Source organism: Proteiniborus ethanoligenes, from assembly GCF_900107485.1.
Classification (GTDB): domain Bacteria; phylum Bacillota; class Clostridia; order Tissierellales; family Proteiniboraceae; genus Proteiniborus; species Proteiniborus ethanoligenes.
The window spans coordinates 1-16,198 of record NZ_FNQE01000022.1; the positions used below are offsets into that span (position 1 = coordinate 1).

The window sequence follows — 16,198 nt, forward strand, 5'->3', positions numbered from 1 at the left end:
TTAGAAAAAAGACTAGTTAAGAAAAAATTAAGAAGCTCAATACCAGAAAGTCTAGATAACATCCCATACATAAGTGATGGAAGAAGGAGCTGGCAAAGACAAATATTAAGAACAATGAGGGGTGCCTAAGATAGATTTAAACATCTCTTAAAATCAATAATGTGGAAGTTAAATCTATAATAACCAGAATCAACTATAAAATCATATAGTTTATTTATAGAGCCTAAATATTATCAAATAAAGTTAAGAGCTTTGAAATGAGATAATTACAGGCTACATCAAACAAGGGGAAAGTATAATTATTATTTTCCTACAAATTATTGACACGATCTATATTGACATTAGTCTTAGTAGCTTTTGCAGGATTATGGTATAATGGATACCTAGCAGCTGTAGGGGATGGTTTATCAGTAAAACCATTTACTTGGGAAGGAATAAGAGAGTGTTTTGGATATGCTGATGCCAGCGTAGTTCTTATTTGGGGAGCTATAACTGCCAGTATAGTAGCAATTGTTCTTGCAATATCTCAAAAAATATTAACATTAAGTGAAGCCTTTGATGCTTGGGTTGATGGAGCTAAATCTTTAGTCATAACAGCTATTATTCTGATTTTGGCTTGGTCATTAGGTCGTATAACTAGTGATGTAGGTACTGCAGATTTCCTAGTTAAAGTAGTTTCGGGAAATATTCCAGCAGGTATATTACCAATAATAGTATTTTTAATTTCCTGTTTAGTATCTTTCTCTACTGGAACTTCCTGGGGAACAATGGCTATTGTAATACCATTGGCAGTGCCATTAGCAAATAGCTATGTTTTAAATGGTGTAGCTGATCCTTCTTTTATTATAGTTACAATGAGTTCTGTATTGTCAGGAGGTATTTTCGGAGATCACTGCTCACCAATATCTGACACTACAATTATGTCATCAATGGCTGCTGCTGCAGATCATATGGACCATGTAAAAACTCAAGCACCATATGCATTATTAGGTGCCGGTATAGCCATGTTTTGTTATGTTTTAGTTGGAATATTTAAACTTAATGTATTTCTTACTTTAATTATAGGTGCTGCTCTCACTGTTGCAATAGTATATTTCTTTGGAAAGAGCGTTAAGGAAGAAGTACTAAAAAGTGGAGAGAAAAAAATAAAAAAAGCAAAAGCAAACAAGGCATAGAGTCTATATAAAAATCTGAAATAGGGCCATTCTATGAAATGGCTCTTTTTTTTGTAAAAACCAAATTTAAAATACAGGAAATATTTTAAGATTACACAATAATTAACAAAACAAGACATATTTCATTGAAGGAATATGTGATTCTTTTAGAGAATAATTCATTAAAGTTATTGGCTGAATAGAGGAGGAGATAGTTTTGAAAATTTCACTTAGTACTAGGGATAAAACTCTTATTGTAAATTTTAATGGTGAACTTGATCATCATTCAGCAGAAGAAACAAGAAAGGAGATAGACAAATTATATTTTGAAAAAAGGATGAGAAATATTGTTTTAGATTTAAAAAGTTTGAATTTTATGGATAGTTCTGGTATAGGGCTAATAATGGGCAGATACAAAAATGTATCAGACAATGGAGGCAAATTATATATAGTAAATGTATCTCAGAGGGTTGAAAAAATTCTTAAGATGTCAGGAATATTGAAGATTGTTCAATTGCATAATAGCTTAGAAGATATTCCTAAAAATTTCTAAAAGGAGTGATATTTATATGACACAAAATAGTATGAGATTAGAATTTCCTAGCAAATCCCAGAACGAATCTTTTGCTAGAGTTGTCGTGGCAGCTTTTGCTTCTCAGCTAGACCCAACAATTGAAGAAATATCTGATATAAAGACTGCTGTTTCTGAGGCTGTAACAAATGCTATAATTCATGGATATGAAAATAGAAACGGGAAGGTAGTTATCGAATGTAAAATAGAAGGGAACAAAATAGAAATCATAGTTGAAGATGAAGGAGTAGGAATTGAAGATATCAATAGAGCTATAGAGCCATTTTACACATCAAGACCTGAGCTTGAACGCTCAGGAATGGGATTTACTGTCATGGAAACCTTTATGGATGAACTTCATATTATTTCAGAGATAAATAAGGGAACTAAAGTCAGGATGATGAAAATTTTTAAAAGTGTAACTACCAGGGAGTAGATGGTATGGGTACAAGCTCTATCAAAAAAAACAACTATGGTTTATTAAGTCACTCCGAAACAATAGATTTAATAAATAAGGCTCAGCAAGGAGATGAAGATGCACAGACCTTATTAGTAAACCACAATCTTGGTCTAGTAAAAAGTGTATTGAAAAGATTTTTAAATCGAGGACAAGAGCCTGAAGATTTATTCCAATTAGGTTGTATTGGATTATTAAAGGCTATTCAAAAATTCGATGTAAATTATGATGTAAAATTTTCTACATATGCAGTTCCTATGATTATTGGAGAAATAAAAAGATTTTTAAGAGATGATGGTATAATAAAAGTTAGTAGATCTCTAAAGCAGACTGCTATGAAGGTTAATATTGCAAAAGAAAAACTATCAAAGGAGTTAGGAAGAGAACCAAATATTCAAGAAATATCCGATGAGATTTGCGTAGATAAAGAAGAAATTGTAATGGCTTTAGATTCAAATACTCATCCTGATTATTTATATGATGTGGTTCATCAAAATGATGGCTCTCCCATACATTTAATTGATAGGATAATGACAAGTGAAAATGAAGACGTGGAGGTTTTAGATAAACTAACCTTAAAACAAATCTTAGGTGGCTTAAAGCCTAGGGATAGACAAATAATTATTATGAGATATTTTAAGGACAAAACTCAAACAGAAATAGCAAATATGCTGGGGATTTCTCAGGTCCAAGTTTCCAGAATAGAAAAAAGGGTGCTCCAAGATATGAAAAATATGCTAACGAAGGTATGATAAATTCATGCCTTTATTTTTTTGCATTAAATAATCAATTTAGCACATAATAAGTCTATGAAGCTAAACGGAGTTGATTATATGAAAGTTAAAATAGGAAAACTAATTGGGTTTTGTTTCATAATATTTGCAATACTTTTTGTTAGTTATTTATGTTATCAAAATTATAATTCTTCAAAAGAGGAACCCAAAAAGGCAAAATTAGTATTTTGTTTGGAGAATAAGGGAGTTGATTATTATCAATACTACAAAGGTATTTATACAGACAGAGCCTAAAATTACAATGGCACCAAATCAGGAGGTAAGGATTAAACATATTGCTTCTGTATTTAGTACTGATAGCAAAAAAGAAAATGAGATAATGGAGCTTAAAGTACACCATATGCCCCATAACAAAATAAATGATGTTATACCAGCATTAAAGATAATAAATGTGATACATAAATATGACCAAAATATAGATTTAAGATTAATAGGCAACACTGAAATATTAGTCAATATTCAGAAGGAAAAGGATGAAAGAACAATTTTCACCATAATCAAAACAATTTTAGTTTGCTTTATACTATTCTTGGGGGCAGGTTTAGCAATAATCAATTTTCATGCTGATGTTAATATGGGAGAATCTCTTCAGATAGTTTATCATATGTTAACTGGTGAAGAAAATCATAAGCCTCTAATACTACTAATACCTTATTCACTAGGTATTGGTGCAGGAATGTCTGTGTTCTTTAATCATATATTTCAAAAGAAGTGGAAAAAAGAGCCTAGCCCACTTGAGATGGAAATGTTTTTGTATGAAAAAAACATGGATGACTTTATATTAGATAGTACTAAGCACAATTAGCCATGTATGGTGGTGATTAGATGATAAAACAGTTATTCATGTGTGTACTTGCTTTATCAGGAGGAATGCTGGTTGGTACAGCAGCTGCAGCATTTGTGACTCTTCTTGATATCATACCTAGACTATCACAGGTTAGTAACACATCAGATAAAATAGGGATATATGAGATTACAATATCTATATCAATGACTGTTACTTCCTTAGGAGCTTTATTAGGATGGAGTATAGGCATTAATTATAAAATATTTATTGTACTTATAGGCTTTACACTAGGGGCTTTTGTTGGACTATTGGCATCTGCTTTAGCTGAAGTACTAAATGTTATGCCTGTATTATTTAGAAGAGTTAGTATTGAAAAATATATTATAGCTGTACTCATAGCAGTTGCTTTAGGAAAAATAATAGGATCTTTCTTAAGTTGGGATATTATTAATAAACATTAATTTAGAAAAAGGCGATGACTTTTATGAAAATTAGATATAAAGATTTCAAAATAGAGAACATAAATGAAAACAATACAAATCAAAAAAATCGGTATAGGGAAAACTACTATCATCCCTATGATGATATAAATAACATCCAATTGAAGCAAAAAACAAATGATATTAGATAAAGGCAGGTGGTTTGATGGATAACATAAATAAAAAAGACTATTATGAATATGTGAAAAAGAAAATGCCTAAACCAAATTATTTAAGAAATTGTATATGGGCTTTTATTGTGGGAGGATTAATTAGTGATATAGGACAGCTTATAACTAGCTATTTTAAAAGTGCTGGATTAGATAAGAAAAGTGTTTCTGCAGCAACTGCTATAGTATTAGTATTTATAGGCTCATTCTTAACTGGCTTAGGATTATACGATAGACTTGGTAAAAAGGCAGGGGCAGGATCCATAGTTCCTATAACAGGCTTTGCTAATGCCATAGTATCTCCAGCAATGGAGTATAAGAGAGAAGGCTTTGTACTTGGAGTAGCATCTAAAATGTTTATTATAGCAGGACCAGTGCTAGTTTATGGATATGGAAGCTCAATAATTATAGGTATTATTTATTTGCTACTTAAGAAATAGGGAGGTAATATTTTGGCACAGAAAAAATTAGGGAAACAAACAGTAGTGCTAGAAAATCCACCATCTATAATATCTACAGCTTCAATAGTTGGTCCAAAAGAAGGAGATGGACCTTTAAAGGATTATTTTGATCTTATACTAGATGATGATCTGTGGGGAGAAGATAGTTGGGAAAAATGCGAGTCTAAAATACAGCAGGAGGCAGTTAAATTAGCCTTATCAAAGGCAAAAATGGTACCATCACAAGTAGATTATTTGTTTTCTGGAGATTTGCTAAATCAAATAATATCCTCATCCTATGCAGCGAGACAATTAAAGATTCCTTTCTTTGGTTTATATGGAGCATGTTCTACAAAGACTGAATCTTTAAGTTTAGGTGCTATAGCTATAGATGGAGGGTTTGCAGATAATGTTGTATGTGTTACATCAAGTCATTTTAGTACGGCGGAAAGGCAGTATAGATTTCCACTTGAGCATGGGAATCAAAGACCTCTCACAGCTCAATGGACAGTCACAGGAGCAGGTGCTTCGGTACTTTCCTCTTCAGGAAATGGTCCTTATATAACCCATATTACCACAGGAAGAATTATAGATCCTGGGATAAGTAATGCAAATAATATGGGACCAGCTATGGCTCCAGCAGCTGCAGATACTATAGTCCAACATTTCAGAGATACAGGTCTTAAACCAGAAAACTATGACATGATAATAACAGGTGATTTAGCTACAGTAGGAAAGGAGATAGCAGAGGAGCTAATAGCTAAGGAAGGATATGATGTATCAGAAATATTCATGGATTGTGGAATAGAAATATTTGATTCAGAAAGACAAGATACCCATGCTGGTGGAAGTGGATGCGGATGTTCTGCTGTTGTTTTCACAGGATATCTATATAAAGCTTTAAAATCAGGTAAGTATAGAAGAATAATGTTGGTTTCTACTGGGGCCCTTCTCTCACCAACTATAATACAGCAAGGGGAATCTATACCTGGAATTGCACATGCAGTTACTATTAGTAGTGAAAAATAGAGGAGGATTTTTATGGATTTTATAAGAGCTTTCATAGTAGGAGGTACAATATGTGTAGTTGGACAAATAATAATGGACACTACAAAGCTTACTCCTGCACATGTTCTTGTATTATTTGTAACGTCTGGAGCCATACTTACAGCTATAGGAATATACGAGCCTATAGTCAATTTTGGTGGCGCTGGAGCTACAGTGCCGTTACCTGGCTTTGGTTATGCACTAGCTAAAGGAGCAATAGAGCAAGTACAAAAGGATGGTATTATAGGTGCATTTACAGGAGGAATAAACGCAACTGCTGGAGGTGTTGCTGCAGCAGTATTTTTTGGTTATATAATGGCTGTCATTTTTACACCTAAGACAAAGCAGTAAAGAGGGGTAAAAACATGAAAAGAAGGATAATATTAATTACTGACGGTGATGTAGTTGCAAAAAAAGCAATTGAAAGAGCTGCAAAGAACATTGGAGGAAGATGTATTTCTAGATCGGCTGGAAATCCTACTCCAATAAGTGGTGAAGAAATAGCTAGTTTAATATTTGAAGCAAAGTATGACCCTGTATTAGTTATGGTAGATGATATAGGAAATCCACAATTTGGAGAAGGAGAAAAGGCTTTAGCCTATTTACTTGGGCATCCAGAGATGGAAGTACTTGGAGTAATTGCTGTAGCTTCAAACACTGAGAGTGTAAAAGGTGTGGAAGTTAGTTATTCAATTGACCATACAGGAAAAGTAGTCCATAATGCAGTAGACAAAAATGGATATGAAACTAATACTAAAATATTGTATGGAGATACAGTAGATGTTCTTAATAGCTTTTCAGTGCCAATAATTATTGGAATAGGTGATATAGGTAAAATTAACGGAGTCGATAGGCATACTAAAGGAGCGCCAATAATAACAAAGGCATTAAAAGAAATAATAAGTAAAGAGTCAAAAAATGAAAATAACTAGAGCTCTATTCAGAGCTCTAGTTATATAAATATTACTCAATTAATCTCCATCAGAATTTGAGTCAGTGTTTTCGTTATTATTTCCATTGCTATTGCTGTTTTCATTATTAAACCAGTAGTCAAACCAGTTAAACCACCAATCCTCATCTTCTTGTAACACTTGCTCAGTATGCTCATCGCATTCTTCTGTAGGAAGAGTAAATTCATAATCACTTGGAGTAATGCCATTATGCTCTTCTGGGTTATATGGAGGATCACGCTTAATAAATACTCTACTTTGGATTAACTCTGTTGGACAATACTCTGTAGCTAATTTACCGTTAGAAGTATCAATAGATGCTTCTACATGTGCATCACATTCTTCAGTTGGTTCAGTACCCTTAATAAAAATTTCATTTCTTACTTTATTACCCCTAGGATCATGTGAGCAAAGATCTGTTGCAAGCTTACCTGAGACCTTACAAATCTGTCTAGTTATTATATTTTCAGGCACACTAAAGTTTTTTGACTCATAACCCTCGTGAACCTCCGTCATAATGTATGACCAAAACTCTGAAGCCATTGAGCTACCAGTAGTCATTTTAATCTGAGGAGAATCATTTCCTATCCAAACACCAGCTACATAATATGGTGTATATCCTGCAAACCAAACATCTCCTTTATCTTGAGTAGTACCAGTTTTACCTGCCACAGGGATAGGAAGGTTATTTCTTAGTTTTGCTCTTCCAGCCAAGCCTGATGAAACAGTTGATTTCAATATATCTGACATAATATATGAGGCTTCCGTAGAGGCAACCTTTACTTTTTGAGGTTTGCTTTCTAATATGACATTGTCATATCTATCTAATACCTTTGTATAAGCTATGGGTTCTACATATAATCCATTATTAGCAATTGCACCAAAGGCAGCTGTGACCTCCATAGGAGTAAGTCCCCTAGTCATTCCGCCTAGACCTAAGGCTGATAGATTTTCGTCATTAGTAGATCTATTTTCTTCTCTTGTAACAAAACTATCTTTTCCACTTTCTTTTATTATGCCTATTCTCCCAAGATATTCTTTAGATACATCTATACCAATATTACTCAGCATCTTTACAGAGCTAACATTTACTGATTGCTCTACAGATTCTCTTAATGTCATTAAACCACGATAGCCTGTATACCAGTTTTTAGGCCAAAGGGTTCCAGTGTGATCATAATGAGGTATATCATCAATAATATCTGCTGCAGTAAATCCATTATCTAGGGCAGGAAGATAAACGGCTATAGGCTTTATAACAGAACCTGGCTGTCTTTGAGAAAGAGCTCTATTAAAAAGTCTACTTCCTTCTATATCCCTTCCACCTACTAAGGCTTTGATTTCTCCTGTTCTATAATCCATAATTACTGTTGCAGATTGAGGCTGAACGACTCCAATCTTGTCGTTATTTTGGAAATATTTAGGGTTTATTAAAAGCGTTCCATTATCATTGACAGTATAAAAGTCTTTGGTGTCTTTTAAATAAGAACTATTTATAATTAGCTCCTTATTATCACTTACACTATAGTTCTCTTTAATGAGTGCTAATGAACCTACTACATGTTTAACTAGGTTTTTTCCTTCATCTATTGTATAATAATCCTCAATATCTATTGTCTTTGGATATATATTAAGTTTTTTATTTTTAATAACAAGATTACCTTCTTCTGTTATGCTATAAGTTCCAGCATCAATAATAAGATTACCGTTTTCATCAATCAAATTTGATTCTTTATAAAGAACTATCTTTTTATCGTCACCAATAATATTCCCATTTTTATCTGCTGACCAATCAACAATAATAGGTCCCTTCACCTTGTCAATATCGCCTTTAAAGAGTATTCCACCAAAATTTTCGTAAGCAGCTTCAACTTTTTGTTGGATACTTAAATCCATAGTTGAATATATTTTAAGCCCACCTGTATAAAGCTCTTTTTCTGCATCTTCTTTTGAATATCCTAATACTTCTACTAAATCATTTAATACCTGTGTTTTAACATAATCTGCAAAGTAAGAGGTAATGCCCATCAATTCTCTTTTACCAGGCTTAATATTGCTTTGTATATCTTCTTTTTTTGCAGCCTCATATTCTTCTTCTGTAATATGACCTAAATCATACATCTTTCTCAAAACTACTTTTTGTCTTTCAATAGGCTCTGGGTTAAATACAGCTGTATATCTAGTGCCTAATACATCTACCTGTCCTACTACAACATCATTGTCATCTACATCATCTGGATAGTAAAGCTTATACAAAGGAAGTCTATGAGGACTTTGAGTAATACCAGCTATAGCCGCACATTCTGCTATAGAAAGCTCTCCTACATCCTTTGAAAAGTAGGTTTGAGCAGCTTCCTGAACACCATAAGCACCTTGACCAAGGTATATTCTATTCAGATAGGCTTCAAGAATTTGATCTTTTGTAAGCTGCTTTTCAATCTGTATAGCTAAATAAGCTTCTTTAATTTTACGTTCTAGTTTTTTTTCGCTTGATAAATACATATTTCTAGCCAATTGCTGAGTAATTGTACTTGCACCTCTAGCAGCAGATCTTGTTTTAATATCTTCAACTAGAGCACCTAGAATACCTCTAAAGTCAACTCCTATATGATCTATAAACCTTTCATCTTCTATTGAAATAAAAGCATATTGAAGGTTTTCAGGTATTTGATCTAGAGATACAGAAGTTCGATTTTCTACTGCAAGTACTTTTTCAATAATATTTCCCTCCTGGTCTAGAATATAGGAGTTCTGGTTTAGAAAATCATTAATATTAGTAGGGTCAATTTCAGGTGCTGTTTTTATGATAGCTAAAACATATCCACCTACAATTCCAGCAGCTATAAAGCCAGCTATTAAAATAAATAATATAATAAATCTTAAAACGCTCAATACTCTATTTTTGTTTTTATTTTTTTTCGTTTTCTTTTTTTTGCCTGTATTTTCTTGTGTCATAACTTACCTCCTTAATATATAGGTTAATAAATGAGCCCTATATTATAGAAATTATACCACATTAATATTTGTTTGTTAATAAAATTAGAAAAAATACGAATACATGTTCTAAAAGTGGATATAAAAATAAGTATAAATCATATAAATTACAGATGTTCTTGAATTATATTAAAGTATGCCATATTTTGGTGATTTTCATTCCTTATTGCAAAGAAATTTGATAAGCATAAAATACGATAATAAATAATTGCTTTAAACATTTAAAAATATTGACATATATTATAAAAGGGGTGTTTTTTTTGAGGAAGAAGAGAAGTAAAAGAAAGAAAGTATTTGTTATCATAGTAATTTTCATAGTTTTATCTTTATATGGTTTTATAGTTGTAGACAGAAATATAAAACCTACAGTGCTAGCAATATCAGAGGTTCAAGCCAGGAAAACTGCAACCCAAGCCATAAATGAAGCAGTAAAAAACAAAATAAAGGATGATATTAAATATAAAGATTTAATATTTGTAAATTATGACAAGGATGGAAAGGTTACTATGATGCAGGCAAATACTATTATGATGAATAGCATTGCCTCGGATGTAGCCCTAGAGGTTCAGGAGAATATAAGAAAAATATCTACTAAACAAATTAAAATACCTCTTGGAAATGCTTTAAATTCTAATTTGCTTCAAGGACCTGATATTAATTTAACTATAGTGCCACAAGGGACAGTTACTGTTGATTTTACTACAGAGTTTATTGAGTCTGGAATTAATCAAACTATACATAAGGTATATTTAATTATAGTTACAGATGTGAGAGTAATAGTTCCTTTAGCTTCTGATGTTGTTAGAATAGTAACTAATATACCTGTTGCAGAAACTATAATAGTTGGGGATGTACCAGACAGTTATATTTTTGTACCAGAAAAAGATATTTTAAAAATTGTAAAATAAACTATCCAAATGCAATATATATTGTTTTTAGTTTATGATGTTATATGATAAACTTGGTATATACGACTAATTATTGAGGTGAAAAAATGTACGATATTCAAAAAAATGATAAAGAAGAAAGAGTACTTATTGTTGGATTAGATACTGACAGAGAAACAGATATAGACATTACAAGTTCTATGAAAGAGTTAAAAGAGCTGGTTTTTGCTGCGGGAGGTGTAGTAATAAGTGATGTTATTCAAAATAAAGATAGGGTAGATTCTACTTATTATATTGGAAAAGGAAAGGCTCAAGAGGTGGCATTATACTGTGATGAATTAGATATTGATACTGTAGTATTTAATAATGAACTTACAGGAGCACAAATTAGAAATCTTGAGGAAGTATTAAATAGGAAAATAATAGATAGAACAAATCTTATTTTAGATATTTTTGCAAAAAGAGCTACTAGCAAAGAAGGCAAGTTACAAGTTGAGCTTGCTCAGCTAAAGTACAGATTACCAAGATTAATTGGACTAGGTAACCAACTTTCTAGAACAGGTGGAGGCATTGGTACAAGAGGTCCCGGCGAGCAAAAGCTTGAAACAGATAGAAGACATATTTCTAGACGTATTAATGATATTGAAAAAGAGTTAAAAGAAATAGAGAATGTAAGAATGGTAAAGAGAAAAAGAAGACAAAACTCAGAGATACCAATAGTTGCACTGGTTGGATATACTAATGCTGGGAAATCTACATTATTGAATAGTCTTATAAAATTAGATGAAGAATATTGTAAAGATAAGGAAGTTTTTGTTCAAGACATGCTATTTGCAACACTAGACACAACTCTTAGAAAAAGTGTGCTTCCAAATGGTCAAGGGTTTCTAGTAACAGATACTGTTGGTTTTGTAAGCAAGCTTCCTACAAAACTAATAGAAGCTTTTAAGGGGACTCTTGAGGAGGTAAAATATTCTGACTTACTTTTACATGTTGTAGATATGACAAATGAGGATATAGATATTCAGGTTAAGACTACGCTTAGTATACTTAAGGATTTAGATGTTTTAGATAAACCTATGATAACTGTATTTAACAAAGTTGACATAGCTGAAAAAGAGTTAATAATAGATGTTAAAGGTCCTACTGTTAGCATATCAGCCCAGACAGGATACAATATGGATATTCTATTGCAAATGATTCAAGATAATTTACCACAAAGTTTCTATAAGGTGGACTTACTAATTCCTTATAATGAAAGTAGTTTATCTACATATTTATTTGACAGCACAAAAGTTGAAAATTTTGAATATAAAGAGGAAGGAACACTCTTTACTACAACTCTTGATTCTATTGAATATGAAAGGTTTAAAAGATTTATTCAAGCATAATTAATATTAATTTTATAATAAAATTAAATCTTGACTACTAGCTATTATCAATCATGATTTTAGTATGGTTTACTATTTGAGCTATCTTATTAAAAGCTCTTATTGAACCATATGCTACTATAGGTCTTCCAAAGGCTACTAAATTTAGTCTTCTAGAAGAAAATCCTCCAATTTTCATAATTGTATTAACTGCTGGCAAAACATTAACAAACAGTAAATCTTTAGTATCCCCTCCGCCCAACTGATATGCATCTTTTATTGCAGGAAGGACTAAATGAGGGGAGAACTGTCTGCTTAAAGTAAATATTTTATTACCATTCTCATCTATACCTCTAAGCATGAGTCTTCCTTGCTCATGCTTAGCTAGAGTATCAAAATATGGAATGCTTAGAATATCTGCTACAGTTGGAGAACTATCTATTGGGAGTAATCCTAAATGGATGGCTGATGCAAGAACTGAAGAATGAGCACCTCCAACACAATGATATATAATATTCATAAACTTACCTCTATCTAATTTAATAAGAATTATTTTAACCAAAGTGGCAATAATTATTAGTATAAGAATTAGGCTTTAACTTATTAAAAGTTATAGATTAATGAAATTTTCTGAAAAGTATTGAATTAATTTTGAAACTATTATATCATTAATATAACAAGAATAAGGGAGGCGATGGCCATGATATTTAGAAGTTGTGCAGGTGGAGTAGTTTTTCATGAAGATAGGGTTTTTATTATGAAAAATGATAAAAATGAATGGGTTCTTCCAAAAGGTAAAATTCGTGATGGTTTCTTAGCTTCTGAGACTGCTATAGAGCGTGTCAAAGAAGAAGCAGGGCTTGATGTAGATATTATATCTACTGCCGGAGAAACAAGTTACGAATTTTATTCTTTTTCTAGGCAACAACCTGTATGCAATGAAATAACATGGTTTATTATGGATTCTAAGGATACTAGCTATGAAATCAATAAAGAATATGGCATATTAGATGGAGGATTTTATAACATTGACGAAGCTATTGACATGATAACATATAGCCAGGACAAATCTTTAGTCAGTCTTTCATATAGAAAATACGTAAAACTAAAGGAGAAAGAAACAATTCTTGCATAAGGGTAGATGATTCTACCCTTTATTTTTTTCTACTTATGATATAATTTAAACATGAATAATCAAAGGAGGAATATATGTGGACATAAAATATAGAACGATACATAGTTTTGGCAGCGATGAGATAATTATTAACAAATCAAAATTTATTGGATATGCAAAACCTATTAGTAATGAAGAAGAAGCAATAAGCTTTATTAATGAAATAAAGACTAAGCATAGAGATGCTACTCACAATGTTTATGCATATGTATACGGTGACAATAATAATATACAAAGATATAGTGACGATGGGGAACCAAATGGTACTGCAGGAGTTCCTGTGTTAGAAGTTATAAAAAAGGAAGACTTAAGGAATGTGGTAGTAGTAGTGACTAGATATTTTGGCGGGATAAAATTAGGTGCTGGTGGCTTAGTCAGGGCTTACACTAAGGGTGCTAAAATAGGCCTAGATGCAGGTATTATAGTTGACAAAATATTATTTAAAAGAGTCAAGGTAAGAATAGATTATACTCTTTACGGGAAAGTAGAAAATGAATTGTTAATGCTAGAATACTTAATTGATGAAGTAATATATGATGATGCAGTCAATATAGTTATTTTATGTGAAGCAGATAAAATAAATGGGCTTATAAATCTCATAACAGAATTGACGAGTTCGAGAATGATTTATGAAGAATTAGATGAAGAATTTTATTCAGTAAGAGATAATAATTTAATAAAATAAAGTTGTATAAAGAATTATTTAGGGTATAAGTTTAAAAAGTGAGGAGGCGAGCACATGAATATTCGTGAGCAAAATAAAAAAATAATGCTTGAAAAGAAAGTATGGGCAGTAATAGGAGCAAGCCCAAATGTAGATAAGTTTGGATATAAGGTATGGCGAAAGTTGCAGGAGCATGGATATGAAGCTTATCCTGTTAATCCAAGATATGAAGAAATAGAAGGTGAAAAATGCTATAAATCATTAAAGGATATACCTAATAAGCCAGATGTAATTGATTTTGTAATACCTGCTTCTGCTATTCTTGAGTGGCTTCCTGAGGCTAAAGAAGTAGGTATAGATTATTTATGGTGTCAACCAGGTGCAGCAAATGAAGAAGTAGTATTAAAAGCAGAGGAATTAGGTTTTAATATTGCTTATAATGTATGCGTTCTAGCAGAACTAGGCGAATAGAGGTCTCCATATCATGGAGACTTGTTTTTTTCTTTCCAAAATATTTCACAAGCTCCCATTATAAATAAAAATGTAGCAAAAATATTTCTTAATAAAAAAGATGATATTTTGATGGCTATAGAAGAACCAATGAATGCACCAATTATACCTGTTATAATAATAGGTGTAGCGGTACTTATATCAATATTTTTCCTTTTATAATGAGTAATAAGTGCAACAGATGCAATAGGTAAAAATACTGTTAGATTAATACCTTGAGCTTGATGCTGACTAAGCTTTGAAAATATTATTAACCCAGGGATTAAAATAGTCCCTCCTCCAATACCCATTCCACTTATAATTCCTGATAATAGACCTATGAAAAACAGCTTCATATTATAATCATCCTTATAGCAGCAACTATCATGAAAATACCAAAAATCTTTCTAAGAATATGAGAAGGAACTTTTGTTAGATTTTTTGCACCAATATAGCTGCCTATAATACCACCTAAAGCCACTATTAAAGCAATTTTCAAGTTCAAAACTCCATGTCTGAAATATAAAAAGGTACTAATAAGAGATAAAGGGAATATAATGCTTATAGCCGTAGCATGAGCCTTATGCTGATCTAAGCCTAAGATAAAAATTAAAGCAGGAATAGCAATAGTTCCACCTCCAGAGCCAAAAAGTCCATTTACTAATCCAATAATAAAGCCAATGACTAATAATTTTATTTTATTTGAATTCATACAATCACCTAGAATATATTTTAATATACAAATATTACTTTATCCTAAAAGCTTATACTTATTCACTTGACGTAGATAAAATAAGTTTATATACTTAAAAACATATAGGATTACTAGGAATTAGGGAGGCGCATTTATGAAAGTCGTAAATAGTATTATAGAGTTAGTAGGAAATACTCCTATAGTAAAATTAAACAGAGTGGTGGATGAAAACTGTGCAGAGGTGCTTGTTAAATTAGAATATTTTAATCCTGGAAGTAGTGTGAAGGATAGGATAGCATTAAGTATGATAGAAAAAGCAGAAGCAGAAGGTAAACTAAAAAAAGGCTCTGTTATAGTTGAGCCTACAAGCGGTAACACAGGCATTGGATTATCAATAGTAGGTGCTTCAAAAGGTTACAAGGTCATTTTAATAATGCCAGATACTATGACTATGGAAAGAAGGAGCTTACTTAAGGCTTATGGGGCCCAGCTCATCTTAACTCCTGGTGAAAAAGGAATGAAAGGGGCAATAGAGAAAGCACAGGAATTAGTACAAAAAAATCAAAATTATTTTATGCCTCAGCAATTTGAAAATCCTCATAATCCTGCAAAGCACATGGAAACCACAGGAATAGAAATATTAAATCAATCTGATGGTAAAGTAGATGTTTTTATTGCTGGTGTAGGTACTGGTGGCACAGTAACAGGGGTAGGTAAACTGTTAAAAGAAAAAGTAGAAAATATTAAAATAGTTGCAGTTGAACCCTATAGTTCACCAGTACTATCAGGAGGTGGTCCTGGTTCTCATAAAATTCAAGGTATTGGTGCAGGTTTTATACCAGAAGTACTTGATATGAATGTAATTGATGAAATAGAGAAGGTTAAAGACGAAGAAGCTATAGACATGACTAGGAGTCTAGCAAGGAAAGAAGGTTTATTATTAGGCATATCCTCAGGTGCAGCCATATTTGCAGCTGTAAAAAAGGCTAAAGAGTTAGGTAAAGGAAAAAGAATAGTAGTTATAGCACCTGATAGTGGAGAAAGATATTTAAGCACGGGAATATTTGAATAAGGTTT

21 protein-coding genes are annotated in these 16,198 nt (G+C 32.1%); 17 read left to right on the top strand and 4 right to left on the bottom strand.

Features of this window, described 5'->3' with window-relative positions; translation table 11 throughout:
• The first annotated feature begins 320 nt into the window (after positions 1–320).
• The 11 genes from BLV37_RS09735 (at position 321) to spoVAEA (ending at position 6,831) form a co-directional block, all read left to right on the top strand.
• Positions 321–1,175, top strand: a complete 855-nt coding sequence (locus BLV37_RS09735; protein WP_091730667.1) for a Na+/H+ antiporter NhaC family protein — start codon at positions 321–323, stop codon at positions 1,173–1,175.
• Positions 1,176–1,371: 196 nt separating this feature from the next.
• Positions 1,372–1,707 carry an anti-sigma F factor antagonist gene (gene spoIIAA / locus BLV37_RS09740; protein WP_091730670.1) on the top strand — a complete coding sequence of 112 codons (336 nt, stop codon included), beginning with the start codon at positions 1,372–1,374 and terminating at the stop codon, positions 1,705–1,707.
• Between the two features lie 16 nt (positions 1,708–1,723).
• A complete protein-coding gene (gene spoIIAB, locus BLV37_RS09745) occupies positions 1,724–2,161 on the top strand; it encodes an anti-sigma F factor (protein ID WP_091730673.1) in 438 nt (145 codons plus the stop codon).
• A gap of 5 nt (positions 2,162–2,166) precedes the next feature.
• Complete coding sequence (sigF, locus tag BLV37_RS09750) at positions 2,167–2,934, top strand: RNA polymerase sporulation sigma factor SigF (RefSeq protein ID WP_091730675.1); 768 nt, start codon at positions 2,167–2,169, stop codon at positions 2,932–2,934.
• A gap of 229 nt (positions 2,935–3,163) precedes the next feature.
• Positions 3,164–3,781 carry a stage V sporulation protein AA gene (locus tag BLV37_RS09755; RefSeq protein ID WP_091730678.1) on the top strand — a complete coding sequence of 206 codons (618 nt, stop codon included), beginning with the start codon at positions 3,164–3,166 and terminating at the stop codon, positions 3,779–3,781.
• A gap of 20 nt (positions 3,782–3,801) precedes the next feature.
• Entirely contained in the window at positions 3,802–4,224 is a 423-nt protein-coding gene (locus tag BLV37_RS09760; RefSeq protein WP_091730680.1) for a stage V sporulation protein AB, read from the top strand.
• Between the two features lie 23 nt (positions 4,225–4,247).
• Entirely contained in the window at positions 4,248–4,394 is a 147-nt protein-coding gene (locus BLV37_RS15075) for a hypothetical protein (protein ID WP_176967943.1), read from the top strand.
• Positions 4,395–4,408: 14 nt separating this feature from the next.
• The gene (gene spoVAC, locus BLV37_RS09765; RefSeq protein WP_091730681.1) at positions 4,409–4,852 is read left to right on the top strand and encodes a stage V sporulation protein AC; all 444 of its coding nucleotides are present in this window, start codon (positions 4,409–4,411) and stop codon (positions 4,850–4,852) included.
• Between the two features lie 12 nt (positions 4,853–4,864).
• Positions 4,865–5,881, top strand: coding sequence for a stage V sporulation protein AD (gene spoVAD, locus BLV37_RS09770; RefSeq protein ID WP_091730684.1), 1,017 nt, complete (start codon positions 4,865–4,867; stop codon positions 5,879–5,881).
• A 12-nt stretch (positions 5,882–5,893) separates the two neighbouring features.
• Positions 5,894–6,250, top strand: coding sequence for a stage V sporulation protein AE (spoVAE, locus tag BLV37_RS09775; RefSeq protein ID WP_091730686.1), 357 nt, complete (start codon positions 5,894–5,896; stop codon positions 6,248–6,250).
• A gap of 14 nt (positions 6,251–6,264) precedes the next feature.
• On the top strand, positions 6,265–6,831 hold the full coding sequence (gene spoVAEA / locus BLV37_RS09780) for a stage V sporulation protein SpoVABEA (protein WP_091730689.1): 567 nt from the start codon (positions 6,265–6,267) through the stop codon (positions 6,829–6,831).
• 39 nt (positions 6,832–6,870) lie between these two features.
• Here spoVAEA and BLV37_RS09785 read toward each other — a convergent pair whose 3' ends face one another.
• The gene (locus BLV37_RS09785; RefSeq protein ID WP_091730692.1) at positions 6,871–9,804 is read right to left on the bottom strand and encodes a penicillin-binding protein 1A; all 2,934 of its coding nucleotides are present in this window, start codon (positions 9,802–9,804) and stop codon (positions 6,871–6,873) included.
• Positions 9,805–10,103: 299 nt separating this feature from the next.
• Here BLV37_RS09785 and yunB point away from each other — a divergent pair, with 299 nt between their 5' ends.
• Complete coding sequence (gene yunB, locus BLV37_RS09790) at positions 10,104–10,751, top strand: sporulation protein YunB (protein ID WP_091730694.1); 648 nt, start codon at positions 10,104–10,106, stop codon at positions 10,749–10,751.
• An 86-nt stretch (positions 10,752–10,837) separates the two neighbouring features.
• Positions 10,838–12,121, top strand: coding sequence for a GTPase HflX (gene hflX, locus BLV37_RS09795; RefSeq protein ID WP_091730697.1), 1,284 nt, complete (start codon positions 10,838–10,840; stop codon positions 12,119–12,121).
• 37 nt (positions 12,122–12,158) lie between these two features.
• Here the strand turns inward: hflX and BLV37_RS09800 are convergent, their stop codons facing one another.
• Entirely contained in the window at positions 12,159–12,620 is a 462-nt protein-coding gene (locus BLV37_RS09800; RefSeq protein ID WP_091730699.1) for a DUF3189 family protein, read from the bottom strand.
• Positions 12,621–12,800: 180 nt separating this feature from the next.
• On the opposite strand from BLV37_RS09800, the gene BLV37_RS09805 reads away from it, so the two are divergent.
• The 3 genes from BLV37_RS09805 to BLV37_RS09815 all read left to right on the top strand — a co-directional run bounded on the left by BLV37_RS09805 (position 12,801) and on the right by BLV37_RS09815 (position 14,409).
• Positions 12,801–13,235, top strand: coding sequence for an NUDIX hydrolase (locus BLV37_RS09805; protein ID WP_091730701.1), 435 nt, complete (start codon positions 12,801–12,803; stop codon positions 13,233–13,235).
• A gap of 76 nt (positions 13,236–13,311) precedes the next feature.
• Positions 13,312–13,959 (top strand): YigZ family protein, encoded by a 648-nt coding sequence (locus BLV37_RS09810; RefSeq protein ID WP_091730704.1) that lies wholly within the window; start codon positions 13,312–13,314, stop codon positions 13,957–13,959.
• A 54-nt stretch (positions 13,960–14,013) separates the two neighbouring features.
• Positions 14,014–14,409 (top strand): CoA-binding protein, encoded by a 396-nt coding sequence (locus BLV37_RS09815; RefSeq protein ID WP_091730707.1) that lies wholly within the window; start codon positions 14,014–14,016, stop codon positions 14,407–14,409.
• Between the two features lie 11 nt (positions 14,410–14,420).
• Here BLV37_RS09815 and BLV37_RS09820 read toward each other — a convergent pair whose 3' ends face one another.
• Together BLV37_RS09820 and BLV37_RS09825 are read right to left on the bottom strand one after the other, a co-directional pair.
• Positions 14,421–14,783: a TSUP family transporter gene (locus BLV37_RS09820; protein ID WP_091730709.1), complete on the bottom strand. Its 363-nt coding sequence runs from the start codon at positions 14,781–14,783 to the stop codon at positions 14,421–14,423.
• Positions 14,780–15,139, bottom strand: coding sequence for a sulfite exporter TauE/SafE family protein (locus BLV37_RS09825; protein ID WP_091730712.1), 360 nt, complete (start codon positions 15,137–15,139; stop codon positions 14,780–14,782). The genes BLV37_RS09820 and BLV37_RS09825 overlap by 4 nt, the downstream gene beginning before the upstream one ends.
• Positions 15,140–15,275: 136 nt before the next feature.
• On the opposite strand from BLV37_RS09825, the gene cysK reads away from it, so the two are divergent.
• Positions 15,276–16,193, top strand: coding sequence for a cysteine synthase A (cysK, locus tag BLV37_RS09830; RefSeq protein WP_091730715.1), 918 nt, complete (start codon positions 15,276–15,278; stop codon positions 16,191–16,193).
• Positions 16,194–16,198: the final 5 nt, after the last annotated feature.

Excerpts from the sequence above, each read along its gene's own strand:
- spoIIAB (WP_091730673.1), top strand. The coding sequence starts at position 1,724 with ATGACACAAAATAGTATGAGATTAGAATTTCCTAGCAAATCCCAGAAC.
- sigF (WP_091730675.1), top strand. The coding sequence starts at position 2,167 with ATGGGTACAAGCTCTATCAAAAAAAACAACTATGGTTTATTAAGTCAC.
- BLV37_RS09760 (WP_091730680.1), top strand. The coding sequence starts at position 3,802 with ATGATAAAACAGTTATTCATGTGTGTACTTGCTTTATCAGGAGGAATG.
- BLV37_RS15075 (WP_176967943.1), top strand. The coding sequence starts at position 4,248 with ATGAAAATTAGATATAAAGATTTCAAAATAGAGAACATAAATGAAAAC.
- spoVAC (WP_091730681.1), top strand. The coding sequence starts at position 4,409 with ATGGATAACATAAATAAAAAAGACTATTATGAATATGTGAAAAAGAAA.
- spoVAE (WP_091730686.1), top strand. The coding sequence starts at position 5,894 with ATGGATTTTATAAGAGCTTTCATAGTAGGAGGTACAATATGTGTAGTT.
- spoVAEA (WP_091730689.1), top strand. The coding sequence starts at position 6,265 with ATGAAAAGAAGGATAATATTAATTACTGACGGTGATGTAGTTGCAAAA.
- BLV37_RS09785 (WP_091730692.1), bottom strand. The coding sequence starts at position 9,804 with ATGACACAAGAAAATACAGGCAAAAAAAAGAAAACGAAAAAAAATAAA.
- hflX (WP_091730697.1), top strand. The coding sequence starts at position 10,838 with ATGTACGATATTCAAAAAAATGATAAAGAAGAAAGAGTACTTATTGTT.
- BLV37_RS09800 (WP_091730699.1), bottom strand. The coding sequence starts at position 12,620 with ATGAATATTATATATCATTGTGTTGGAGGTGCTCATTCTTCAGTTCTT.
- BLV37_RS09805 (WP_091730701.1), top strand. The coding sequence starts at position 12,801 with ATGATATTTAGAAGTTGTGCAGGTGGAGTAGTTTTTCATGAAGATAGG.
- BLV37_RS09815 (WP_091730707.1), top strand. The coding sequence starts at position 14,014 with ATGAATATTCGTGAGCAAAATAAAAAAATAATGCTTGAAAAGAAAGTA.
- BLV37_RS09820 (WP_091730709.1), bottom strand. The coding sequence starts at position 14,783 with ATGAAGCTGTTTTTCATAGGTCTATTATCAGGAATTATAAGTGGAATG.
- BLV37_RS09825 (WP_091730712.1), bottom strand. The coding sequence starts at position 15,139 with ATGAATTCAAATAAAATAAAATTATTAGTCATTGGCTTTATTATTGGA.
- cysK (WP_091730715.1), top strand. The coding sequence starts at position 15,276 with ATGAAAGTCGTAAATAGTATTATAGAGTTAGTAGGAAATACTCCTATA.